Here is a 22,502-nt window from a genome sequence, read left to right as displayed (position 1 = left end):
GAACCCGCCGATGAGCTCCCGTCACGAACCCTCCGCCACCGTCCCGACCTTCGGGGCCCTCAGCGCCCTGCCGGCCGGCGCGCCGGCCGCGGCCCGCGTCGTCTTTGGCCTGCTGCAGAAGTTGCAGCACGGCACCCTCGACGTGCAATTGCCCGATGGCAGCCTGCTGCGCTTTGGCGAGCCGCACCCCAGCACCCAGGAGCGCCACGGCGCGCTGCGCCTGCTCGACTGGTCGGCGTGCAGCGCCGCGCTGAAGTCGGGCGACATCGGCTTTGCCGAGTCCTACATCGACGGCCGCTGGACCACGCCCGACCTGGCCGCCCTGCTCAAGGTCTTCATCGCCAACCGGGATGCGATCGAGTCGGTGGTCTATGGCTCGTGGTGGGGCGCGCTGCTCTATCGCATCAAGCACCTGCTCAACCGCAACACCAAGGCCGGCAGCGAAAAGAACATCCACGCCCACTACGACCTGGGCAATGGCTTCTACAGCCTCTGGCTGGACGAGACAATGAGCTATTCCAGCGCGCTGTTCGAAGGCGAGCTGGACCGCCCCCTGCCCGAGGCCCAGCGCGCCAAGGTGCGCCGGGCCCTGCGCGAGGTGCAGGCCGGCCCGGGCTGCCGCGTGCTGGAGATCGGCTGCGGCTGGGGCGGCCTGGCCGAGGTGGCGGCCACCGAGTTCGGCGCCCGACTCGACGGCGTGACCATCTCGCGCGAGCAGCTCGCCTGGGGCCAGGCCCGCATGCAGGCCGCCGGCCTGGCCGAGCAGGCCCGGCTGCGCTACCAGGACTATCGCGAGATCGACGATGGCCCCTTCGACGCCGTCGTCTCGATCGAGATGTTCGAGGCCGTGGGCCGCGAATACTGGGACAGCTACTTCGACACCGTGCAGCGCCAGCTCAAGCCGGGCGGCCTGGCCTGCATCCAGACCATCACCATCCGCGACGACCTCTTCGACCGCTACGTCAAGAGCACGGACTTCATCCAGCAATACATCTTCCCGGGCGGCCTGCTGCCGAGCATCAGCCAGTTCGAGGCCATGGCGGGCAAGCACGGCCTGCTGGTCGAGCGGCGGCTGGCCTTCGGGCCGGACTATGCCGAGACGCTCAAGCGGTGGCGCGAGGCCTTCCTCGGCCAGGACGGCCGGGTGCGTCGCCTGGGCTTCGACACCCGCTTCATGCGCATCTGGGAGTTCTACCTCGCCTATTGCGAGGCGGCCTTCGCCATGGGCAACACCAATGTCGTGCAGTTCACGCTGCGCAAGCCGGGCTGAGGCCATGACGCGCCCCCACCCGCCCCGTCTTGCGAACCGCCGCCAGCTTGTGCTGGCGCTGGCCGCCCTGGGCCTGGGCGGCCTGCCCGGGCTGGGCCGCGCGGCAGCCCCCGCAATGCCGCCCGAGGTGGCGCGCGAGCTGCCCGAGGCGCGGCTGGTCGGCCAGGGCCGCCTGCGCTACTTCGGCCTGCACATCTACGACGCCGAACTCTGGGCCGGCCCCGGCTTCCAGGCCGGCGAGGGCGAGCCTGGCCGCCAGCCCCTGGCCCTGGTGCTGCGCTACGCCCGCAGCCTCGATGGCGTCAAGATCGCCGAACGCTCGATCGAGGAGATGCGCGGCATCGGCCCCTTCAGCGCCGAGCAGTCGGCGAGCTGGCTGGCCTTCATGCGCGAGGCCTTTCCCGACGTGAAGGACGGCGATCGCCTGACCGGCCTGCTGCGCCCCGGCGAGGGCGCGGCCTTCACCTTCAACGGCAGCCCGCGCGCCAGCCTGCGCGATGCGGACTTCGCCCGGCTCTTCTTCGGCATCTGGCTTGCGCCGGCCAGCTCCCAGCCCAAGCTGAGACGCAGCCTGCTCGGGCTCGACCGCTGAGCCGGCCGCCCCGGCCGGCCCGATCCGCCATGCCCACGCCCGCCCACGCCCCGCCCCTGCCCGGTCCTGCGCCGGCCGAGGGGCCGCGTCCGCCAGCGGAGGCTGCCGCCCTGCGTGGCGCCGGGCCGGGCCTGCGCTACGGCCTGCTCGGCCTGCCGCTGGCCTTCGTTGCCCTGCCGCTCTACGTGCTGCTGCCCAACCACTATGCGGCGGCCTTCGGCATGCCGCTGGGCCTGCTGGGCGGCCTGCTGCTGGCGACCCGGCTGGTCGATGCCGTCGCCGACCCCTGGATCGGCCGCGCCGTGGACCGGTTGTTCGCCCGGTCACCGCGCCGGGCCTGGGCCGTCGCGGCGCTGGCGGCCTTCGTCCTGGGCGCGGCCTTCACCGGCCTCTTCTTCCCGCCGGTGCAGGGCCAGAACCCGCTGCTGGCCTGGGCCGCGGCCATGCTGGTGCTGGCCTACCTGGGCTACAGCACGGTGGGCGTGATCCACAACGCCTGGGGCGCCCGCCTGGGCGGCGACGCGCCCGGCCGCGCGCGGGTGGTGGCCTGGCGCGAAGGCGCGGCCCTGATCGGCGTGGTGGTGGCCAGCGTGCTGCCCAGCCTGGCCGGCCTGCAAGCCATGACGGCCGTCTTCCTGCTGGCCCTGGCCCTGGGCATCGGCCTGTTGGCGCGCGCGCCGCAACCGCAGGCGCCGCGTGGTGGGCCGGTGGCGGCGGTGCCGCTGGGCCTGCCCTGGCAGGTGCCGGCCTTCCGGCGGCTGATGCTGGTCTTCGTGCTCAACGGCATCGCCAGCGCCTTGCCGGCGACGCTGGTGCTCTTCTTCATCCGAGACCGGCTGCAGGCCCCGGCCTGGGAGCCGGCCTTCCTGGCCGCCTACTTCCTGGCCGGCGCGCTGAGCATCCCGGCCTGGGTGCGGGCCGTCGCGCGCTACGGCCTGGCGCGGGCCTGGCAGGCCAGCATGGGGCTGGCGATCGCCGCCTTCTCGGGCGCGGCCCTGCTGGGCGCCGGCGACACCACGGCCTTCCTGATCGTCTGCCTGGCCAGCGGCCTGGCCCTGGGCGCCGACCTGACCCTGCCCGCCGCCCTGCTGGCCGGCCTGATCCGCCGCGCCGGCCACGGTGACCGGGCCGAGGGCGCCTACTTCGGCTGGTGGGCCTTCGCGACCAAGTTGAACCTGGCCCTGGCCGCCGGCCTGGCCCTGCCGCTGCTGGGCCTGCTGGGCTATGCGCCGGGCGCCCGCGAGCCGGCCGCCCTGGGCGCGCTGACCCTGGCCTACTGCCTGCTCCCCTGTCTGCTGAAGCTGCTGGCCGCGGCCGCGCTGCAGCGCCTGATCCGACTCGACGAGAACCCTGCCCCATGAACCGCACGCTGCCCCCTGCGCCGGACCGGCGCGCCACCCTGCGCCGCCTGGGCGGCCTGGGCCTGATCGGCCTGGGCACCCTGGCCGGCTGCGCCAGCGCGCCGAGCCCGGCCGACTACGCCGCCGAAACCCCGGTGCTCGACCTCAAGCGCTACTTCGACGGCCGGGTGCTGGCCCACGGCGTGTTCACCGACCGCGGCGGCAAGGTCAAGCGCCGCTTCACGGTGACGATGGACTGCCGCTGGGACGGCCCGCGCGGCACGCTGGACGAGCGCTTTGCCTACAGCGACGGCAGCACCGAGCGCCGCGTCTGGACCGTGATCGACCACGGCGGCGGCCGCTACACCGGCACCGCCGCCGACGTGAAGGGCGAGGCCGAGGGCCGCGCCGCAGGCAATGCCCTGCAATGGCGCTACACGCTCAAGCTGCCGGTCGACGGCACGGTCTACGAGGTTCAGTTCGACGACTGGATGTACCTGATCGACGACCAGGTCATGCTGAACAAGGCGGTGATGAGCAAGTTCGGCATCCGTCTCGGCGAGGTCACCCTCGCCTTCCACAAGCCGGCCGCACGCTGAGCTTGCCCCCCGCCCCACGGTCTTTCGCATCGAACCCGATCGCCGTTCCCCGGAGCCTTCGATGAGCCTGAACCCCCGCCTGAGCGACTGGCAAGACCGTCTCGTCTGGCTGATCGGCGCCTCCAGCGGCATCGGCCGCGCCACCGCCAGCGCGCTGCATGCACGCGGCGCGCGCGTCGTCGTCTCGGCGCGCAGCCGCGAGGCGCTGGACGAATTCGCCCTCCAGCATCCGGGCGCCGTCGCCCTTCCCTTCGACGCGACCGACCGCGAGGCCATGCAGTCCGCGGCCGCGGCGGTCAAGCGCCTGGCGGCCGCCGGGCCGCGCGGCACGCTGGACCTGGCCATGTACTGCGCCGGCCACTACAAGCCGCAGCGCGCCACGGCCTTCGACCTCGACGAGATGCTCAAGCACCAGCAGATCAATGTGACGGGCGCGCTGCACATGCTCGATGCGCTGCTGCCCACGCTGCTGGCCCAGGGCAGCGGCCACCTCAGCCTGGTCGCCAGCGTGGCCGGCTACCGCGGCCTGCCCAAGGCCCTGGCCTACGGGCCGACCAAGGCGGCGCTGATCAACCTGGCCCAGGTGCTCTACCTGGACCTGCATGCGCGCGGCCTGGGCGTGTCCCTGGTCAACCCGGGCTTCGTCGAGACGCCGCTGACCGCCCAGAACACCTTCACCATGCCGGCCCTGCTCACGCCGGAGCAGGCGGCCGAGGCCATCCTGCGCGGCTGGTCGGAAGGCCGCTTCGAGATCCATTTCCCCAAGCGCTTCACCCGCGTGCTCAAGGCCCTGGGCCTGCTGGGCGACGGCGCCTACTTCGCGGCCGTACGGCGCGCCACCGGAGGCTGAAGCCATGCCCGTCCCCGGCTGCGCGGACCCGCGCGTCCAACGCATCATCGAGGCCTTCGAAGCCCTGCAGCCGGGCGATGTCGAGCGGCTCGACACGCTCTACACGCCGGACGCCGTGTTCAAGGACCCCTTCAACCAGGTGCAGGGCCATGCGGCGATCCGTGCGGTCTTCACGCACATGTTCGTCGCGCTGCGCGAGCCGCGCTTCGTCGTGCGCGAAGCCATCGTCCAGGGCGGGCAGTGCTTCCTGGTCTGGGACTTCCTCTTCCACTTCCGCCGCTTCAGCCCGGACTTGCAGACCGTGCACGGCGGCAGCCACCTGCGCTTCGCGGCCGATGGCCGCATCGAGCTGCACCGCGACTACTGGGATGCGGCCGAAGAGCTCTACGAGAAGCTGCCCGGCGTGGGCGCGCTGATGCGCTGGCTCAAGCGCCAGGCCAATCGCTGAAGGATCGCGGCCCATGACGCGCCAGACGATCGCCGTGGTCGGTGCCGGCCTGGCCGGCTTGCGGGCTGCCGAGCGCCTGCTCGACGCCGGCGCGCAGGTCACCCTGCTGGAAAAGAGCCGCGGCCCCGGCGGCCGCTGCGCGACGCGGCGCAGCCCGGTGGGCCCCTTCGACCACGGGGCGGGCGCCTTCCGGGCCCGCACGCCGGCCTTCCAGGCCGCCGTGGCAGCGGCGGCAACCCAGGGCCTGCTGCATGCCGCACCGGCCGGCCAGCGGCTGCTCGACCTCGACCCCGGGCCTTCCGACGCCCCCGCCTGGCGCGGCGCGCCCTTCATGAACGCCTGGCCGCAGGCCTTGCGCGAGCGCCTCGTCGGCCGCGGCTTGCGGCTGCTGACCGAGGCCACCGTGCGCGGCCTGCGGCGCGAGTCCACCGGCTGGCTGCTTGAACTGGCCGAAGAGCCGGCCCGCGCCGCGCTGGGTGATACCCGCTTCGATGCCGTGCTGCTGGCCGTGCCAGCCGAGCAGGCGGTGCCCCTGCTTCAACCGCACGACCCGGCCCAGGCCGCCCTGCTGGCCGCCTGCCGCAGCGAGGCCTGCATCACCTTGATGGCCGCCTGGTCCGACCCCCAGCCCGGCGGCCCGCACCTGCTGCGGCCGGCCGAGGGCCCGCTGGCCCTGGCCTTCCGCCAGGACGCCTTCGATACCGGGGCCGCCGACCTCGCCCCGACCCGCTGGACCGCCCATGCCCGGGCCGACTGGAGCCTGGCCGCGATCGACACGCCGCCCGAGGCCTTGCTCGCGCCCATGCTGCACGCCTTGCGGGACGCCCTGGGCGAGGCCGCCCCCGGCGGCGCGCCGACGCATGCCGCCGTCCACCGCTGGCGCTACGCCCAGTTGCTGCAAGCCGCCGCGGCGCCCTGCGGATGGTCGGCCGCCCTCGGCCTGGGCAGTTGCGGCGACGGCTGGCTGGGCAGCTCCGAGGCTGCGATGCCGCTCGACGGCCTGGAGCGCGCCTGGCTCAGTGCCGGGGCCCTGGTCGATCGCGTGCTGGGCGGCTGAGCGGCTGGGCGGATCACCCCGCGCCCGAGCGGGCGGACGCCGCGGCGCCAGGCTTGATCGGCGATGCCGGGGGCCTCAGCCCGCCGGGCCACTGGCCGCGGACCCGGCAGCCGGCCGCTCGCGCCAGGCCAGCAGGGCCACGCTGAGCGCCAGCAGGCACAGGCCGCTGGCCAGGCCGGGCAGGCCGGCCCGGTCGAGCAGGCTGCCGCTGATCAGCGGGCCGATCGCCCCCCCGACCGTGTAGCCGCCGATCACCGCCGCCGTGCCGGCCAGGGCCGACTGGCTGGCGAAAGCCTGGGCGGTGCGAACCATCGTCAGGGTGTAGAGCGCACCGCCGACGCCGCCCCAGGCCGCCACCGCCGGCCACAGCCAGGGCTCGGCCGGCGCGCCCAGGGCCAGCGGCAGGGTCGCCAGCAGCAGCAGCGCGGCGGCGCCGGCCAGCAGCGGCCGGGCGCCGACCCGGTCGGCCGCATGCCCGGCCGGGTATTGCAGCAGGAAGCTGCCCACGCCCAGCACGCCGGCCAGGGCGGTGGCCGCGCCCAGGCTCCAGCCCAGGGCGGCGCCCTGGGCGGCCGAGAGCGCCGCCAGGCCGGCCTCGAAAACGCCGCCCACCAGCGCACACCAGACCAGGCCCGGCCGCTGCCGCAGCGCCCAGCCGCTGCCGCGCGCCGGCGCACCGGGCGGACTGGCCTGCAGGGCATCGACGGCAGGGCCCAGGCACATGAGCACCGCCCCCATCTGACCCGCCAGGGCCAGGCCCAGCGCCGCCTGCGTGCCCAAGCCGAGCAGGCCGGGCAGGAAGGGGCCGAGCGCCAGCGCGCCGCCCAGGGCCGTCTGGTAGAGCCCCGTCCAGCGGCCGCGGGCGGCCGGCGGCGCATGGTGGGCGATCAAGGCCTCGGTGCCGTTCCAGGCCGCCGCCGCGCCCAGGCCGCAGAGCACGCCGGCCGCGCAGACCCAGCGGAAGTCGGGGCTGAGCAAGTAGAGGCCGGTGGCCAGGGTCTCCAGCGCCAGGCCGGCGCGCAGGACGGGCCCCGGGCCGAAGCGCGCGAAGAGCCGCGGCAGCAGCGGCAGCGCGCAGGCCACGGTCGCGAAGGGCAGCATCAGCACGAAGCCGATGGCCGCCGCGCTGTGGGCCTGGGCCTGCAAGCGCACGGCCAGCACCGGGCTGACCAGGCTGAACATCAGCACCAGCAGCACCACGGCAGCCACCACGCGCAGCACGGTGCGCTGCGTGCCGGGCGGCGCGGCGGATGGCGCGGCGGGCGGGAGCGGGCTCACGGCCGCGAGGCCGCGGGGGCAGGGGGGAAGGGCACGCGGCCGAGCGGCACGGCCCGGCTCGGCTCGCGCTCGTCGAAGTGGCATTCACCCTCGGCCCAGCGGGCGCCCTGCGCCAGGCAGAGGCTCTCGGCATGGCGCAGCCAGAGGAGGAAGACGCACAGCACGATCAGGGCGGCGGCGGCGAGGAGGCGGAGTTGGGTGCGGAGGGGCATGGGGACATCCCGGTCCTGGGTGGGATGGGTGGAGCGATGCGCGCCCAGGCCCGGGCGGGACGCCCGGACCGTGAGCCAGGCTGAAGACGGTCCGAAGGGACCGTCTTCAGCCTGGCTCACCCCACGCCCTCGCGGAGCTCGGGCGGTTCGGCCCGTCCAAGCCGGCATCGGCCGGCTTGGAGCCGCGGGCCTCACCCCAACCACCCCCGCTTCTTGAAGTAGAGGAAGGGGGCGATGGCGCTGGCGAGCATCAGGCCCAGGGCCCAGGGGTAGCCGAGCGACCAGTCCAGCTCGGGCAGCACCTTGAAGTTCATGCCGTAGATGCTGGCGATCAGCGTCGGCGGCAGGAAGGCGACGCTGGCCACCGAGAAGATCTTGATGATCTTGTTCTGGTTGATGTTGATGAAGCCGACGGTGGCATCCATCAGGAAGTTGATCTTGTCGAAGAGGAAGGCTGTGTGCGAATCGAGCGAGTCGATGTCGCGCAGGATCTGGCGCGCCTCCTCGAACTGCTCGGCGCCCAGCATGCGGCTGCGCATCATGAAGCTGATCGCGCGGCGGGTGTCCATCACATTGCGGCGGATGCGCGAGTTCAGGTCTTCTTGGCGGGCGATGGCGGCCAGGGCCTCGGCGGCGGCCTCGTCGTTGACGGAGGAGCGCAGCACCCGCTGCGAGACCGACTCTAGCGCGTCATAGACGCCCTCCAGCGCATCGGCCGAGTACTCGGTGTCGGCGTCGTAGAGCTTGAGCAGCACGTCCTTCGCGTCCTCGATCAGCGCCGGGATGCGGCGCGCGCGCAGGCGCAGCAGGCGGAAGACCGGCAGGTCCTCGGCATGGACGGAGAACAGCACCTTGCGGTGCAGGATGAAGGCGACGCGGACATTGCGCGAGCCGCGCTCCTCGTCGTCGTCGAGCAGGAAGTCCGTCCGCAGATGGAGCTGGCCCTCGTCGTCCTCGTAGAAGCGGGCCGACTCTTCCAGGTCGTCGTCGACAATGTTCTCGGGAATGACCAGACCGAAGCGGCCGGCGATCCAGCCCTTTTCCTCGGGCGTCGGGTTCTCCAGATCGACCCAGACGGGCTCGACATGGGACAGCGCCTCGGCGCTTTCGATCTCTTCCTGGAACAGCCGGCCGTGGGCCAGCGTGAAGACGTTCAGCATGGGGGGCTCCGACCAGACGGATGGAACGGACACGGCCGGCGAGCGGGGCTCGGCGGGGGCCGGTCAGGGGGCGACCGCGCGCTCCCTGGGCCATGTGCCTGCGGTCGGAGCGGCGGTCACCGAGGGGGCGAGGGGGCGTCCAAGGTGACTCCGTTGCTTCGGAACGGCGTGAAGTATCGCACCGGCCCCAGGCCCTCGGCGGTCGCCCGGGGCGGCCGGCAGGTCATGGACTTGTCACAGGCGGCGCAGGGGCGTAGTCTGGGATCAAGCCTGCTCGACACCCCGTTGCGCAGGCCCCGGGGGCAGACCGGCCCCCGTCCTTCCCGTGAAAGGAGTTCCCATGAATCTGACGATCAGCGGACACCATCTCGAGGTGACCCCGTCCTTGCGTGAATACGTGATGACCAAGCTGGACCGGATCACCCGCCACTTCGACCAGGTGGTCGATGTCGCCGTGGTTCTGAGCGTGGAGAAGCTGAAGGAGAAGGAGCGCCGCCAGAAGGCCGAGGTGAATCTGCATGTGAAGGGCCGCGACATCTACGTCGAGTCCGCCCATGCCGATCTGTACGCCGCGATCGACGAGCTGATGGACAAGCTGGACCGCCAGGTGATCCGCCATAAGGACCGCCTGCAGGACCATCACCATGAATCGATCAAGAAGCAGCCGCTGGCCGGCATGATCTGATCCCCGCGGCACGCGACCCCTTGAGGGTCGGTGAAGCGAAGAGCACGGCCCCCGCGGGGGCCGTTTTCGTGTCCGAAGCCCGCGGCAAAGGCCGTTGCCGCGACGCAACCGACGCGTCGCCGGCAGGGTGTCCCCGCGTTTCTATAATCGTTTTCACTTTTGCAGCAGCGTCGGCCCAGCTTCCGCGTCAAAACCGCCGCGTCGTTCCCGATGAACCGTCTCTCCACCATCCTGCCCGTCAGCAATGTGCTGGTGGATGTGGACGCCACCAGCAAGAAGCGCGTCTTCGAGCAGGCTGGCCTGCTGTTCGAGAACCGTCACGCGATCGCCCGCGCGACCGTGACCGACAACCTCTTCGCCCGCGAGCGTCTCGGGTCGACCGGCCTGGGCCACGGGGTGGCCATTCCGCACGGCCGCATCAAGGGCTTGAAGAACCCGCTGGCCGCGGTGCTGCGCACGCGCCAGCCCATCCCCTTCGATGCGCCGGACGACGAGCCCGTCACCCTGCTGATCTTCCTGCTGGTGCCCGAGGCCGCGACCCAGCGGCACCTGGAAATCCTGTCGGAAATCGCCGAGCTGCTGTCCGACCGGGAACTGCGCGAGCGCCTGAAGACCGAGCCCGAGGCGACTCAGGTGCATGCGCTGATCGAAGGCTGGGCGCCGCTCAAGACGGTGGCCTGATCCGCCGGCGGCCCCGCTAGGATCGGGGCCATGAAAGCCGATGTCATCAGCGCCGAGGCGCTGTTCGAGACGCACCGGGCCTCGCTCCGCTGGGAGTGGATTGCAGGCCATGCCCACCCCGAGCGACGCTTCGACGAGATCGCGGTGCGCGATGCTCAGTCGGCTGCCGACCTGGTCGGCTACCTGAACTACCTGCATCCCTACCGGGTGCAGATCGTCGGGCTGCGCGAGGCCCACTACCTTGGCCACAGCACGGCCGAGGACCAGGAGCGCCGCATCTCGCGCATCGTCACGCTGGAGCCGCCGGTGCTGATCGTGGCCGACGGCGTGACGCCGCCCGACCGCCTGGTGGCCATGTGCGAGCGCGCCGAGATCCCGCTCTTCGTGACGGCGGAATCCGCCGGCCACGTGATCGACGTGCTGCGCACTTTCCTGGCCCATCACTTCGCCGAGCGCACGACGCGCCACGGCGTCTTCCTCGACATCCTCGGCCTGGGCGTGATGCTGACCGGCGAATCCGGCCTGGGCAAGAGCGAGCTGGGCCTGGAGCTGATCTCGCGCGGCCACGGCCTGGTGGCCGACGATGCGGTCGACCTGTTCCGCATCTCGCAGACCGCCATCGAGGGCCGCTGCCCGCCGCTGCTGATGAACCTGCTGGAGGTGCGCGGCATCGGCCTGCTCGACATCAAGGCCATCTTCGGCGAGACCGCCGTGCGCCGGAAGATGCGGCTCAAGCTGATCGTCCACCTGGTGCGGCAGGAGACCATGGACCGCGAGTTCGACCGCCTGCCCAACGAGCCGCTCTACGAGACCGTGCTCGGCGTGCCGGTGCGCAAGGTGGTGATCGCGGTCGATGCGGGCCGCAACCTGGCGGTGCTGGTCGAGGCCGCGGTGCGCAACACCGTGCTGCAACTGCGCGGCATCGACACCTACCGCGAGTTCATCGCCCGCCACCAGGCGGCCATGGAACGCGGGCAGTGAGCCCGCGCGCGCTTCAGCGGCCGCCGCGTTCGCGGCGCCGGGCGCAGTCGCTCGTTTCGCAATGGGCGTAGAGCGCCAGCGCATGTTCCTGCAAGCGGAAACCGCGCGACTCGGCGACCTCGCGCTGGCGCAGTTCGATCTGCGCGTCGTAGAACTCCTCGACCGCGCCGCAATCCAGGCAGACCAGGTGGTCGTGGTGCTGGCCCTCGTTGAGCTCGAAGACCGCCTTGCCGCTCTCGAAGTGGTTGCGCGAAAGCAGGCCGGCCTGCTCGAACTGCATCAGCACGCGGTAGACGGTGGCCAGGCCGATGTCGGCGCCCTCGGTCAGCAGGGCCTTGTAGACATCCTCGGCGGTGAGGTGGCGCACCTTGGACCGCTGGAAGACTTCCAGGATCTTGATGCGGGGCAGCGTGGCCTTCAGCCCGCTGCTCTTGAGTTCGTCGGCGTGATTCATGGGGGCCTCCAAGACGCCCCGGGGGGCTCCTCTAGAATGAAACGATCATATCGGGCCGCCCGCCGGGTGGCGTCGAAGCTTGCGGATCCTGCCCGGCGGCAGGACCGTCCCCCTGGCCTGTGGCCCACCCTGCGATGAGCAAAAACCCACTCCCAGCCCGCGGGCGGGCGCTGATGCTGGCCGGCTGCGGCCTGGTGCTGAGCGGCTGCGGCCTCACCCCCACCGGGCCGAGCCTGACCGACCGCATGCTCGGCGTGGTCACGCCCTACCGGATCGACGTGGTGCAGGGCAATGTGGTCACCCGCGAGATGCTCGAACGCGTGCGCACCGGCATGAGCCGCAGCCAGGTGCGCGAGCTGCTGGGCTCGCCGCTGATCGCCGACGCCTTCCACGAGAACCGCTGGGACTACGTCTTCACCATCCGCCGCGCCGGCACCGCCTACCAGCAGCGGCGCATCACGGCCCTGTTCAAGGGCGACGCGCTGGAGAGCCTGGAAGCCGACGAGCTGCCCAGCGAGCGCGACTTCGTCGAGAGCATCGACACCGGCAAGTCCAAGGGCAAGACGCCGGTGCTGGAGCTGAGCGAGGCCCAGTTGCGCGCCCTGCCCGCGCCCAAGGCGGCCGCGCCTGCTGCCACGGCACCCGCCGCAGCGCGCCCGGCGGCCGGCCCGGCGCGGGCCTACCCCCCGCTCGAAACCCCCTGACCCCCTGATGAGCCAAGGTCCCCACCGCATCGCCATTGCCGGCGCCTCCGGCCGCATGGGCCGCATGCTGATCGAAGCCGTGCTGGCCGCCGAGGACTGCGTGCTCGCCGGCGCCCTCGACATCGCCGGCAGCCCGGCCCTGGGCCAGGACGCCACCGCCTTCCTCGGCCAGACCAGCGGCGTGACCATCACCGCCGACCTGGATGCCGCCCTGGCTGGCGCCGACGCGCTGATCGACTTCACCCGCCCCGCCGGCACCCTGGCCCACCTGGCCGCCTGCCGCCGCCAGGGCACCGCCCTGGTCATCGGCACCACCGGCTTCGACGAGGCCGGCAAGGCCGCCATCGCCGCGGCGGCCGAGGACATCGCCATCGTCATGGCGCCCAACATGAGCGTCGGCGTCAATGTCGTGCTCAAGCTGCTGCAGCAGGCCGCCCGGGCCCTGAGCCAGGGCTATGACATCGAGATCGTCGAGGCCCACCACCGCCACAAGGTCGATGCGCCCAGCGGCACCGCGCTGAAGATGGGCGAGGTCATCGCCGAGGCCCTGGGCCGCGACCTGAAGACTTGCGCCGTCTACGGCCGTGAGGGCGTGACCGGCGAGCGCGACCCCTCCACCCTCGGCTTCGCCACCGTGCGCGGCGGCGACGTGGTGGGCGACCACACCGTCATGTTCCTCGGCACCGGCGAGCGCATCGAGATCAGCCACAAGTCCAGCAGCCGGGCCACCTATGCGCAGGGCAGCCTGCGCGCGGTGCGCTTCCTGGCCGGCCGCCGCGCCGGCCTGTTCGACATGGACGCCGTGCTCGGCCTTGGCTGAGCCCGCCCCCGCCGCCATGGACCGCATCGCCGAGCTCTGGCACGCCGGCGACCCCGTCGGCCAGGCCGTGGCCCTGCTGCTGCTGGCCATGTCGGTCGTCTGCTGGGTGCTGATCCTCTGGCGCGGTCGGGTGCTGGCCCGGCTGCGGCGCGACCTGGCCCTGGCCCTGCCGGCCTTCTGGGCCGCGCCCGATCTGGACCAGGCCCGCCGCCAGCTCCAGGCCCTGGACCGCGAGGCCCTGCTGCTGCCCATGGTCGATGCCGCCGTGCAGGACGACGGCCCGGGCAGCCTGGCCGCCGAGACCTCGGCCGAGGACCGCCTGACCCGCCGCCTGCGCGACGCCCTGCACGCCGGCCTGCTGCGCTTGCAGACCGGTCAGGTCGTGCTGGCCTCGATCGGCGCGACCGCCCCCTTCGTCGGCCTGTTCGGCACCGTCTGGGGCGTGACCAAGGCCCTGCTCGGCCTGGCCGGCAGCGAGGTGCAGGGCATCGACGCGGTGGCCGGCCCGGTCGGCGAGGCCCTGGTGATGACCGCTGCCGGCCTGGCCGTGGCCATCCCGGCCGTGCTGGCCTACAACGCCTTCGGCCAGCGCCTGGCCGCCTGCGAGGCCGAGCTGGAAGGCTGGGCCCACGACCTGCGCGCCTGGCGCCTGGGCCGCGCCGGGGCGCCGGGCAGTCCGCCCGGGCCGCGGGCCTGAGACGCCGCCGCCCGCCATGCCCTTCGGCCGCCTTGAACGCCGCGCCTCGGCCCGGCCGATGAGCGAGATCAACATGACGCCGCTCATCGACGTGATGCTGGTGCTGCTGGTGGTCTTCCTCGTCAGCGCCCCGCTGCTGACCGGCCGGCTCGGCCTGAAGCTGCCGAGCAGCGAGGCCCCGCCGGCCGCCGCCGCGCCGCAGGCCCTGCGGCTCAGCCTGGATGCCCAGGGTGGGCTGCGCCTGAACGAAGCCGCGCTGGACCGCAGCCAGCTTGCCGCCCGCCTGGCCGCCGCGGCGGCGCAGGACCCGGCCACCGAAGTGCATCTCCAGGCCGACCGCGCCGTGCCCTATGGCGAGGTGGCCGGCCTGATCGACACGCTTCAGCAAGCCGGCCTGAGCCGCATCGCCTTCGTCACCCAGGCCCGGCCCTGAGCGGGCCGGCGGCCGCGGACCCGCCACCTAGAATCAGCTGCTCTTCCCGGGCCCCGCCGCCGGCCGCTGCGCCGCGCCGGGCCGGGCCCCGCCGGCCCCCCGATCCATCGCCTCCCCGAGGGCGCGCCCGCGCCCCCTGCCGCATGAGCGCTGCCCCGCAAGCCCCCGCCGATTCCGCTGCCGACGGCAGCCGCTACGACCCGCAGGCCGTCGAGGCCGCCGCCCGCGCGCACTGGGCCGCGCGCGATGCCTACCGCGTCAGCGAAGACACGGACAAGCCCAAGTTCTACGCCTGCTCCATGCTGCCCTACCCCAGCGGCAAGCTGCACATGGGGCATGTGCGCAACTACACCATCAACGACATGCTCACCCGCCAGTTGCGGATGAAGGGCATGAATGTGCTGATGCCCATGGGCTGGGACGCCTTCGGCCTGCCGGCCGAGAACGCGGCCATGAAGAACAAGGTACCGCCGGCCGCCTGGACCTACTCGAACATCGCCCACATGAAGGGCCAGATGCAGGCCATGGGCCTGGCCATCGACTGGTCGCGCGAGCTGGCCACCTGCCAGCCGTCTTACTACAAGTGGAACCAGTGGCTCTTCTTGAAGATGCTGGAGGCCGGCATCTGCGAGCGCCGCACCCAGGTCGTCAACTGGGACCCGGTGGACCAGACGGTGCTGGCCAATGAACAGGTCATCGACGGCCGCGGCTGGCGCAGCGGCGCGCTGGTCGAGAAGCGCGAGATCCCGGGCTACTACCTGAAGATCAGCGACTATGCCGAGGAGCTGCTCTCGGCCGTCACCGACCCCGAAGATCCCAACTACCTGAGCGGCTGGCCCGAGCGCGTGCGGCTGATGCAGGAGAACTGGATCGGCAAGAGCAGCGGCGTGCGCTTTGCCTTCCCGCACACGATTGCGGGCGCCGACGGCGCGCCGATCGGCGGCGGGCGGCTGTATGTGTTCACGACGCGCGCCGACACGATCATGGGCGTCAGCTTCTGCGCCGTCGCGCCCGAGCATCCGCTGGCCCTGCATGCCGCGCAGGGCCGCCCCGAGGTGGCCGCCTTCATTGCCGAATGCAAGGCCGGCGGCACCACCGAGGCCGAACTGGCCACGCAGGAGAAGAAGGGCGTGCCGACCGGCCTGGTCGTCAGCCACCCGCTGACCGGCGCCGAGGTGCCGGTCTGGGTCGGCAACTATGTGCTGATGGGCTATGGCGACGGCGCGGTGATGGGCGTGCCTGCACATGACGAGCGGGACTTTGCCTTCGCCTTGAAGTACGGCCTGCCGATCCGTCAGGTGATCGGCGAAGGCGAGGGCCCGTCGGCCCGGGCGGGGGCGCCGGGTTCCTCATGCTGCGAGCAGAAATCGTCACCCGGCGCCCCCGCCCGGGCCGACTCGCGCGTGTTCGACGCGCGCCGCTGGCAGGACTGGTACGCCGACAAGTCGGGATCCCTGGTGTGCATCCACTCCGGGGTGCTCGACGGCCTGCCGCACGCGGCCGCGGTGGACAAGGTCGCCGAACTGCTCGCCGCGAAAGGCCTGGGCGAAAAGAAGATCACCTGGCGCCTGCGCGACTGGGGCATCAGCCGCCAGCGCTACTGGGGCACGCCCATCCCCATCATCCACTGCCCCGAACACGGCGCGGTGCCGGTGCCCGAGCAGGACCTGCCCGTCGTGCTGCCGGAGGACTGCATCCCCGACGGCAGCGGCAACCCGCTGCACAGGCACGAGGGCTTCCATGCCGGCGTCACCTGCCCGGTCTGCGGCGCCGCGGCGCGGCGCGAGACGGACACGATGGACACCTTCGTCGATTCGTCCTGGTACTTCATGCGCTACTGCGATCCGACGAACGGCCAGGCCATGGTCGGCGCCGGCGCGCAGCACTGGATGCCGATGGACCAGTACATCGGCGGCATCGAGCACGCGATCCTGCACCTGCTCTACGCGCGCTTCTGGACCAAGGTGATGCGCGACCTGAAGCTGGTCACCGTCAGCGAGCCTTTCAGGAAGCTGCTGACCCAGGGCATGGTGCTCAACCACATCTACTCGCGCCGCAGCGAGCAGGGCGGCATCGAGTACTTCTGGCCGCATGAGGTCGAGCATGTGCTGGATGCCGGCGGCAAGGTGGTCGGCGCGCGGCTCAAGGCCGACAAGGACGGCCTGCCCGCCGGCACCGCCATCGACTACCAGGGCGTCGGCACGATGTCCAAGTCGAAGAACAACGGCGTCGATCCGCAGGAGCTGATCGACCGCTACGGCGCCGACACCGCCCGCCTCTTCGTGATGTTCGCGGCGCCGCCGGAGCAGACGCTGGAGTGGAACGAGTCGGCGGTCGAGGGTGCGCACCGCTTCCTCAAGCGGGTGTGGTCCTACGCGCAGAAGCAGTCCGCCACGCTGGTCCGCGCGACGGCCTCGGACTTGTCGGCCGCGCCGCTGCGCGCCGAGGCCAAGGCCCTGCGCCGCGAGCTGCACCTGGTGCTGCGCCAGGTCAGCCACGACTACGAGCGGATGCAGTACAACACCGTGGTCTCGGGCTGCATGAAGCTGCTGAATGCGCTCGATGCCTATGCGCCGGATGCCTCGGACGGCGATGCCGCCGTGCTGTGCGAAGCCGTCTCGGTGCTGCTGCGCGCGCTCTACCCGGCCTGCCCGCACCTGACCCACGCGCTGTGGCAGCAGCTCGGCTACGCGACGGCGATCGGCGAGCTGCTCGACGCGCCCTGGCCCGCCGTCGACGAGGCCGCGCTGGTGCAGGACGAAATCGAGCTGGTGCTGCAAGTCAATGGCAAGCTGCGCGGCGCGATCCGCGTGCCGGCCGGCGCCGACAAGGCCGCCATCGAGGCGGCCGCGCTGGCCTCCCCCGATGCGCTGAAGTTCACCGAGGGCAAGCCGCCGAAGAAGGTGGTCGTCGTGCCCGGCCGTCTCGTCAACCTGGTCGTCTGAAGCCGAAGGCCCCGCGATGTCCGCTGCTGCCCCCGCCCCCCTGCTCCGCCGCCGCCTGCTGCGTGCCGGCCCCGCCGCCGCCCTGGCCCTGCTGGCTACGGGCTGCGGCTTCCAGCTTCGGGGCGCAGCCGGCCTGCCCTTCGAGCGCGTGGCGCTGGAGGGCTTCGGCGAACGCGGCACGGCGCTGGCCCTGACCCTCAAGCGCGACATCGAGGCCGATGGCCGCAGCCGCGTCGTCGATTCGCCGCGCGAGGCCCAGGTCGTGATCGACGCACTGCTGGCCCAGCGCGAGCGGGTGGTCGCCGCGCAGACGGCCGCCGGCCAGGTGCGCGAGTTCACGCTGCGCAGCCGCCTGGCCTTCCGCCTGCGCACGCCCGACGGCCGCCTGCTGGCCCCGGATGCCGAGCTGGTGCAGGTGCGCGACATGAGCTTCAACGAGAGCAATGCCCTGGCCAAGGAGCAGGAGGAGGCCCTGCTCTACCGCGCCATGGAAGACGATCTTTCGGCCCAGGTGCTGCGCCGCCTGGCGGTGCTGCGCCTGCCGGCGCCGCCGGCCACCGCGGCGCGCTGAGTCGCACGCATCCGGGCACCGGCCATGCAGGTCCGCGCCGATCAACTGGCCGCGCATCTGCAGCGCGGGCTGGCGCCGCTCTACACCGTGCACGGCGACGAGCCGCTGCTTGCGCTGGAAGCGGCCGACACGATCCGCGCCGCGGCCCGCGCGGCCGGCCACACCGAGCGCGAGGTGCACACCGTGGCCGGCGCGCATGTGGACTGGTCCGGCATCCTGGGCGGGGCTCAGGCCATGAGCCTGTTCGCGGACAAGCGCCTGATCGAGATCCGCATCCCCTCGGGCAAGCCCGGCAAGGACGGCAGCGCCGCGCTGCAAGCCCATGCCGCGCAGCTGCCGGAGGACACGCTGACGGTGGTCAGCCTGCCGCGACTGGACCGCATGCAGATGGGCAGCGCTTGGTTCGGCGCGCTGGAGGCGGCGGGCGTGACGGTTAAGGTCGAGCCGGTCGGCCGCGCCGCGCTGCCGGCCTGGCTGGCGCGGCGCCTGGCGGCGCAGGGCCAGCATGTCGCGCCCGGCCCCGAGGGCGAGCAGGCCCTGGCCCGCTTTGCCGACCGGGTGGAGGGCAACTTGATGGCCGCCGCGCAGGAGATCCGCAAGCTCGCGCTGCTGCATCCGCCCGGCACCCTGTCGGCTGCGCAGATCGAGGCGGCGGTGCTGCCGGTGGCGCGCTACGACATCTTCAAGCTCGGCGAGGCCCTGCTCGGCGGCCAGGTCGCGCGCCTGCGCCGCGTGCTGGCCGGGCTGGAGGCCGAGGGCGAGGCCGCCGTGCTGGTGCACTGGGCGATTGCCGACGACATCCGTGCGCTGCGCCGCTGCCGGCAGGCCCTGGACGCCGGCCAGCCGCTGGCGGCGGTGCTGCGCGAGCAGCGCATCTGGGGGCCGAAGGAAGCGCTCTACGAGCGCGCCCTGCCGCGGCTGGACGCCGCCCGGCTGGATGCCGCCCTGGCCGACGCGCACCGCTGCGACGGCATCGTCAAGGGCCTGCCGCAGCCCGGCTGGCCCGCCTCGCCCTGGGCCGCGCTGGAGCAGCTTGCACTGCGCCTGGCCCTGCCGCTGGCGCAGCCGGCGCGGTCCGGCCCGGCACGGCGCGGCTGAGTCGCTGGCCGCAGCGCCTCCCCAAAACTCGCCGGGCTGCGCCAAGTCGCCTGGATCCCGCGGGGGGCGGGCGGGGCGCAGCCCGGCCCTGGGCGCGCTCAGTAGCCGCGCAGGCGATCCACCCGGTGGGCCAGGGGCCGGCCCTCGGTCAGGGCCTGGGCATTGGCGGCGGCGATGCGGGCCGCGCTGCGCGGGTCGGTCAGCGCGGCGGCATGCGGCAGCACGGTCACGCGCGGATGGCGCCAGAAGGGATGCCCGGCCGGCAGCGGCTCGGTCGCGAAGACATCGAGCACGGCATGGCGCAGGCGGCCGGTGTCGAGCGCGGCGAGCAGGTCGGGCTCGACCACCTGGGCGCCGCGCGCCAGGTGGATCAGGGCGGCGCCGGGCCGCATCTGCGCCAGCCGGGCGGCGTCGAAGAAGCCCTGGGTGGCGGGCGTCAGCGGCAGCAGGTTGATGACCAGGTCGGCCTCGGCCAGGGAGGCGCGCAGGCCGGCCTCGCCCGGCAGCAGCCGCAGGCTCGGCGGCAGGCCGGCCGGCCGGGGCGCCTCGGCGCTGCGGCGCCAGCCCAGCAGGCGGTGGCCGAGCGGCGCGAGCGCGCGGGCCACGGCCGCACCCATCTGGCCCAGGCCGAGCAGCAGCACCGTGGTCTCGTCGGCCCGCCGCTGCGGCAGCGGGTTCCACAGCGCGGCGCGCTGCTGGGCCGCGTAGTCGAAGAAGCCGCGTTGCAGGGCGAGCACGGCCCAGACCGCGGTCTCGGCCATGGCGGCACTCATGGCCGGATCGACCATGCGCGCCAGCGGCAGATCGGCCGGCAGGCTGGGATCGGCCAGCAGCCGGTCCACCCCCGCCCACAGCGACTGCACCGCCGCCAGCGCCGGCAAGCCGGCCAGCGCACCGGGCGGCGGGTTGGCGACGAAGGCCAGGCGGATCGCCTCAGCCGGGCCCTGGGCCGGCTCGCTCACCAGGCGCCAGGGCGGATCGAGCGTGGCCAGCTCGGCCTGCAGGGCCTCGGCCCAGAAGGCCTGCTCGGCGGGCGTGAAGCGGCCGGCGAGCAGGGCGACAGGCGCTGTCAGCGCGGCGGCGGCGGCGGCGGTGGCGGTGTCGCCGGGATTCGGCTCGGCGCAGGTCGCCGCCGCGGGCGCCTTCCCGGCAGGCAAGGGCTGCGCCAGCGCCCAGCCCAGGGCGCGGGCCAGGGCCTCGTGCAGCGTGGCCTCGCGCACGGCGCGGCGGTCACCGGGCCATTGCAGGTGCAGGGCCTCGCTGCACGGCACGCCCGCCCTGTGCCAGGCCCAGGCCAGCCAGACGGTGCCGACCGGCTTGCCGGGCCGCGCGCCGCCGGGGCCGGCGATGCCGGTGACGGCCAGGGCCAGGTCGGCGGCGCTGTGCCGCAGCGCGCCTTCGGCCATGGCGCGGGCCACCGGCTCGCTGACGGCGCCCTCGGCCTCGATCAGGCCGGCCGGCACGCCGAGCAGCTCGGTCTTGGCGGCATTGCTGTAGCTGACGAAGCCGCGCTCGAACCAGTGGCTGGAACCGGGCCGCGCGGTGCAGGCGGCGGCGATCAGGCCGCCGGTGCAGCTTTCGGCCGTGGCCAGGCGCAGGCCGCGGGCGCGCAGGGCTTCGGCCAGCGCATCGAGCTGCGCGTGCAGCTCCGGGTCCGTGGCATCCACCGGCTCAGACCCCGGCAAAGCGCAGCAGCGCCAGCACAAGCAGGGTGCAGAGTGCGGCCACCAGGTCGTCGAGCACGATGCCGAAGCCCTGGGCCCAGCCGATGCGCGGCGGCTGCCCGCCCGCGCCCAGGCCGCGGCGCTTGAACAGGCCATCGGCCCAGCGCACCGGGCCGGGCTTGGCGGCATCGAAGAAGCGGAACAGGGCGAAGGCCAGGGTCTGTTCCATCAGACCGGCCGGGGTCAGCAGCCACAGCACGATCCAGAAGGCGATCACCTCGTCCCAGACGATGGCGCCCGGGTCGGCCGTGCCCAGGTGCTGCGCGCAGCGCGTGCAGGCCCACCAGCCGCCGCCCAGGCCCAGGGCGATCAGCAGGCCCCAGGCCGCGTCGTCGAGCCATACATCGAGCACCAGGAAGCTGAGCCAGGCCCAGAGCGTGCCCACCGTGCCCGGCGCGACCGGGCTGAGCCCCGAGCCGAAGCCCAGGGCCAGCCAGCGGGCGGGATGGCCGCGCATGAAGCGCGCATCGGCGCGGCGCGGCGCGGGCAGGGCAAGGGCTTCGGACATGGCGGACGCAGGGGGCTGAGGATGCGGCGGACCGCAAGCCTAAGCCATGCGCCGCCCGGGCTCAGAAGCTGCGGCCGTAGGCCAGGCCCACCGAGACCTGCCGCATGCGGATCGTCTCCTCGCCACCGATGCCGGGCAGGCCGAAGGCCCGGTCGAAGAAGGAGGTGCCGCGCACCGATTCGCGCGGCGCGATCATGAAGGCGCCGGTCAGCTCGCTCTTGTCGTCCAGGCTCTGGGTGAAGCCCAGGGTGAAGTGCTTGCGGACCACGCCCGGCGCGAGGATGTTGAAGGTCACGTCCTCGCCGCGGATGGGGTTGTCGCCGACGTTGACGCCCGCGCGCAGCGCCAGCCGGGGCGTGGCCTGCCAGATGAGGCCGAGCTTGAGCACGTCGATGTCACGCCAGCCGAAGCCGGGGCCGTTGTCTTGGCCGAGCAGGGCCATCGAAGCGCTGGGGTTGCCGACCGAGCGGACCTCGCTGAAGCGGATGCGGTTGGCATCCAGCGCCAGGGTCCAGCGCGGGCTGAGCTTGAGGGCAAGGCCCAGGCTCCAGTTCGACGGGATGTCGAAATCGCCCTGCTCGGCGAACAGGCCCTCGTACTTCTTGAAGCGGCTCATGTGCGTGCGGCTGGCATAGGCCGCGCCGACGCTCAGGCGCTCGTCGAAGAAGTGGCCGAGGTAGCCCACCCGCAAGCCGACGCCGTAGCTGCGGTCCTTGCCGCGGTTGGTGACCTTGCCCTTGCGGCTGGTGAAGTTGAAGAGCGGAATGGTGTTGTCGAAGGCCTGCAGGCCCTCGGCCTGAAACTGCTGCGCCGTCAGCAGCAGAGAGATCCCGAAAGCCTGTTTCTCGCTGAACCGCCACGCCAGGGACGGGGCGACGACAAGCTGGATCAGGTCCACGCCGAGCTTGCCCTGGCCGCAGAGCTGGTTGTTGGAGAAGCCGGTCAGCAGGCAGCTGTAGTTGCCCTGGGGGTAGGCGGTGTTGAGGCCGCCGTTGCCATAGACCGTCAGGCCCAAGCCCAGGCGCTCGTTGATCGGCCGGCTCAGGCCGAACTCGGGGATCAGGAAGGTCTCGCGGTTGCTGCGGCTTGCGCCGTCAAGCTGGAAGAGCCCGAGGGGCAGGCCGAGCGCGCCCTCGCGCTCGGCATCGCGGACCGGGCGGAAGACATCGCCACCCACATCGAAGCGCGCGCCGACGAAGGCGAAGGACGCCGGGTTGTTCGCGCCGCCGAAGGCGTCCTGCGCCAGCGCGGTGGCCGCGCCGCCCATGCCTTTGGCCTTCAGGCCGTAGCCATGGGCGAAGTAGCCGTTGGTGGCGGCGGCGGGCAGCGCGGCCAAGGCCAGCGCGAGCAGGCCGGGGGAGAGGAGGGCACGGAGGGTGGACATGGCGGGGATCG

At 72.9% G+C, this 22,502-nt stretch carries 24 protein-coding genes; 17 read left to right on the top strand and 7 right to left on the bottom strand.

Annotated features, from left to right (window positions below; all coding sequences use genetic code 11):
- The first annotated feature begins 10 nt into the window (after positions 1-10).
- The 7 genes from JI742_RS02495 (at position 11) to JI742_RS02465 (ending at position 6,156) form a co-directional block, all read left to right on the top strand.
- Positions 11-1,270 (top strand): SAM-dependent methyltransferase, encoded by a 1,260-nt coding sequence (locus JI742_RS02495; RefSeq protein ID WP_201823728.1) that lies wholly within the window; start codon positions 11-13, stop codon positions 1,268-1,270.
- Positions 1,271-1,274: 4 nt separating this feature from the next.
- On the top strand, positions 1,275-1,862 hold the full coding sequence (locus JI742_RS02490; protein WP_201823727.1) for a chalcone isomerase family protein: 588 nt from the start codon (positions 1,275-1,277) through the stop codon (positions 1,860-1,862).
- Between the two features lie 29 nt (positions 1,863-1,891).
- Entirely contained in the window at positions 1,892-3,223 is a 1,332-nt protein-coding gene (locus tag JI742_RS02485; protein ID WP_201823726.1) for an MFS transporter, read from the top strand.
- Complete coding sequence (locus JI742_RS02480) at positions 3,220-3,801, top strand: DUF3833 domain-containing protein (protein WP_201823725.1); 582 nt, start codon at positions 3,220-3,222, stop codon at positions 3,799-3,801. Before JI742_RS02485 ends, JI742_RS02480 begins: the two co-directional genes overlap by 4 nt.
- Positions 3,802-3,862: 61 nt before the next feature.
- Positions 3,863-4,651 carry an SDR family NAD(P)-dependent oxidoreductase gene (locus tag JI742_RS02475; protein ID WP_201823724.1) on the top strand — a complete coding sequence of 263 codons (789 nt, stop codon included), beginning with the start codon at positions 3,863-3,865 and terminating at the stop codon, positions 4,649-4,651.
- Positions 4,652-4,655: 4 nt separating this feature from the next.
- Positions 4,656-5,099 carry a nuclear transport factor 2 family protein gene (locus JI742_RS02470; protein WP_201823722.1) on the top strand — a complete coding sequence of 148 codons (444 nt, stop codon included), beginning with the start codon at positions 4,656-4,658 and terminating at the stop codon, positions 5,097-5,099.
- A gap of 13 nt (positions 5,100-5,112) precedes the next feature.
- Positions 5,113-6,156 (top strand): NAD(P)/FAD-dependent oxidoreductase, encoded by a 1,044-nt coding sequence (locus tag JI742_RS02465; protein ID WP_201823718.1) that lies wholly within the window; start codon positions 5,113-5,115, stop codon positions 6,154-6,156.
- A 75-nt stretch (positions 6,157-6,231) separates the two neighbouring features.
- On the opposite strand, the gene JI742_RS02460 is transcribed toward JI742_RS02465, so the two are convergent.
- The 3 genes from JI742_RS02460 to corA all read right to left on the bottom strand — a co-directional run bounded on the left by JI742_RS02460 (position 6,232) and on the right by corA (position 8,806).
- A complete protein-coding gene (locus JI742_RS02460) occupies positions 6,232-7,434 on the bottom strand; it encodes an MFS transporter (protein WP_201823716.1) in 1,203 nt (400 codons plus the stop codon).
- Positions 7,431-7,646: a hypothetical protein gene (locus tag JI742_RS02455; RefSeq protein ID WP_201823711.1), complete on the bottom strand. Its 216-nt coding sequence runs from the start codon at positions 7,644-7,646 to the stop codon at positions 7,431-7,433. Before JI742_RS02455 ends, JI742_RS02460 begins: the two co-directional genes overlap by 4 nt.
- A gap of 191 nt (positions 7,647-7,837) precedes the next feature.
- The gene (corA, locus tag JI742_RS02450; protein WP_201823709.1) at positions 7,838-8,806 is read right to left on the bottom strand and encodes a magnesium/cobalt transporter CorA; all 969 of its coding nucleotides are present in this window, start codon (positions 8,804-8,806) and stop codon (positions 7,838-7,840) included.
- A 340-nt stretch (positions 8,807-9,146) separates the two neighbouring features.
- Between corA and hpf the strand changes: the two genes are divergently transcribed.
- The 3 genes from hpf (at position 9,147) to hprK (ending at position 11,153) form a co-directional block, all read left to right on the top strand.
- Positions 9,147-9,491: a ribosome hibernation-promoting factor, HPF/YfiA family gene (gene hpf, locus JI742_RS02445; RefSeq protein WP_201823707.1), complete on the top strand. Its 345-nt coding sequence runs from the start codon at positions 9,147-9,149 to the stop codon at positions 9,489-9,491.
- Positions 9,492-9,701: 210 nt separating this feature from the next.
- Positions 9,702-10,172, top strand: a complete 471-nt coding sequence (locus JI742_RS02440; protein WP_201823706.1) for a PTS sugar transporter subunit IIA — start codon at positions 9,702-9,704, stop codon at positions 10,170-10,172.
- Between the two features lie 30 nt (positions 10,173-10,202).
- Entirely contained in the window at positions 10,203-11,153 is a 951-nt protein-coding gene (gene hprK / locus JI742_RS02435) for an HPr(Ser) kinase/phosphatase (protein ID WP_201823705.1), read from the top strand.
- Positions 11,154-11,166: 13 nt separating this feature from the next.
- On the opposite strand, the gene fur is transcribed toward hprK, so the two are convergent.
- Entirely contained in the window at positions 11,167-11,607 is a 441-nt protein-coding gene (gene fur, locus JI742_RS02430) for a ferric iron uptake transcriptional regulator (protein ID WP_201823704.1), read from the bottom strand.
- A 134-nt stretch (positions 11,608-11,741) separates the two neighbouring features.
- Here fur and JI742_RS02425 point away from each other — a divergent pair, with 134 nt between their 5' ends.
- The 7 genes from JI742_RS02425 (at position 11,742) to holA (ending at position 18,875) form a co-directional block, all read left to right on the top strand.
- Positions 11,742-12,311, top strand: a complete 570-nt coding sequence (locus JI742_RS02425; RefSeq protein WP_236676746.1) for an outer membrane protein assembly factor BamE — start codon at positions 11,742-11,744, stop codon at positions 12,309-12,311.
- A 7-nt stretch (positions 12,312-12,318) separates the two neighbouring features.
- Positions 12,319-13,131 (top strand): 4-hydroxy-tetrahydrodipicolinate reductase, encoded by an 813-nt coding sequence (gene dapB / locus JI742_RS02420; RefSeq protein ID WP_201823703.1) that lies wholly within the window; start codon positions 12,319-12,321, stop codon positions 13,129-13,131.
- 16 nt (positions 13,132-13,147) lie between these two features.
- On the top strand, positions 13,148-13,828 hold the full coding sequence (locus tag JI742_RS02415) for a MotA/TolQ/ExbB proton channel family protein (protein WP_201823701.1): 681 nt from the start codon (positions 13,148-13,150) through the stop codon (positions 13,826-13,828).
- Between the two features lie 16 nt (positions 13,829-13,844).
- Positions 13,845-14,261 (top strand): ExbD/TolR family protein, encoded by a 417-nt coding sequence (locus JI742_RS02410; protein ID WP_201823700.1) that lies wholly within the window; start codon positions 13,845-13,847, stop codon positions 14,259-14,261.
- A 143-nt stretch (positions 14,262-14,404) separates the two neighbouring features.
- Entirely contained in the window at positions 14,405-17,206 is a 2,802-nt protein-coding gene (gene leuS / locus JI742_RS02405; RefSeq protein WP_201823697.1) for a leucine--tRNA ligase, read from the top strand.
- 16 nt (positions 17,207-17,222) lie between these two features.
- Positions 17,223-17,777, top strand: a complete 555-nt coding sequence (locus JI742_RS02400; protein ID WP_201823695.1) for an LPS-assembly lipoprotein LptE — start codon at positions 17,223-17,225, stop codon at positions 17,775-17,777.
- Positions 17,778-17,801: 24 nt separating this feature from the next.
- Positions 17,802-18,875, top strand: a complete 1,074-nt coding sequence (gene holA / locus JI742_RS02395) for a DNA polymerase III subunit delta (RefSeq protein ID WP_201823693.1) — start codon at positions 17,802-17,804, stop codon at positions 18,873-18,875.
- Between the two features lie 98 nt (positions 18,876-18,973).
- Here holA and JI742_RS02390 read toward each other — a convergent pair whose 3' ends face one another.
- From JI742_RS02390 to JI742_RS02380, 3 genes are all read right to left on the bottom strand, one after another.
- Complete coding sequence (locus JI742_RS02390; RefSeq protein ID WP_201823691.1) at positions 18,974-20,542, bottom strand: nicotinamide-nucleotide amidohydrolase family protein; 1,569 nt, start codon at positions 20,540-20,542, stop codon at positions 18,974-18,976.
- Positions 20,543-20,546: 4 nt separating this feature from the next.
- Positions 20,547-21,107, bottom strand: coding sequence for a phosphatidylglycerophosphatase A family protein (locus tag JI742_RS02385; protein ID WP_201823688.1), 561 nt, complete (start codon positions 21,105-21,107; stop codon positions 20,547-20,549).
- 61 nt (positions 21,108-21,168) lie between these two features.
- Positions 21,169-22,491 carry an OmpP1/FadL family transporter gene (locus JI742_RS02380; RefSeq protein ID WP_201823685.1) on the bottom strand — a complete coding sequence of 441 codons (1,323 nt, stop codon included), beginning with the start codon at positions 22,489-22,491 and terminating at the stop codon, positions 21,169-21,171.
- Positions 22,492-22,502 lie beyond the last annotated feature (11 nt).

The sequence above is a fragment of the Piscinibacter lacus genome, assembly GCF_016735685.1.
GTDB lineage: Bacteria > Pseudomonadota > Gammaproteobacteria > Burkholderiales > Burkholderiaceae_C > Aquariibacter > Aquariibacter lacus.
The sequence above is the reverse complement of the archived record's forward strand: the minus strand, read 5'-3'. Positions and strand labels throughout refer to the sequence as shown.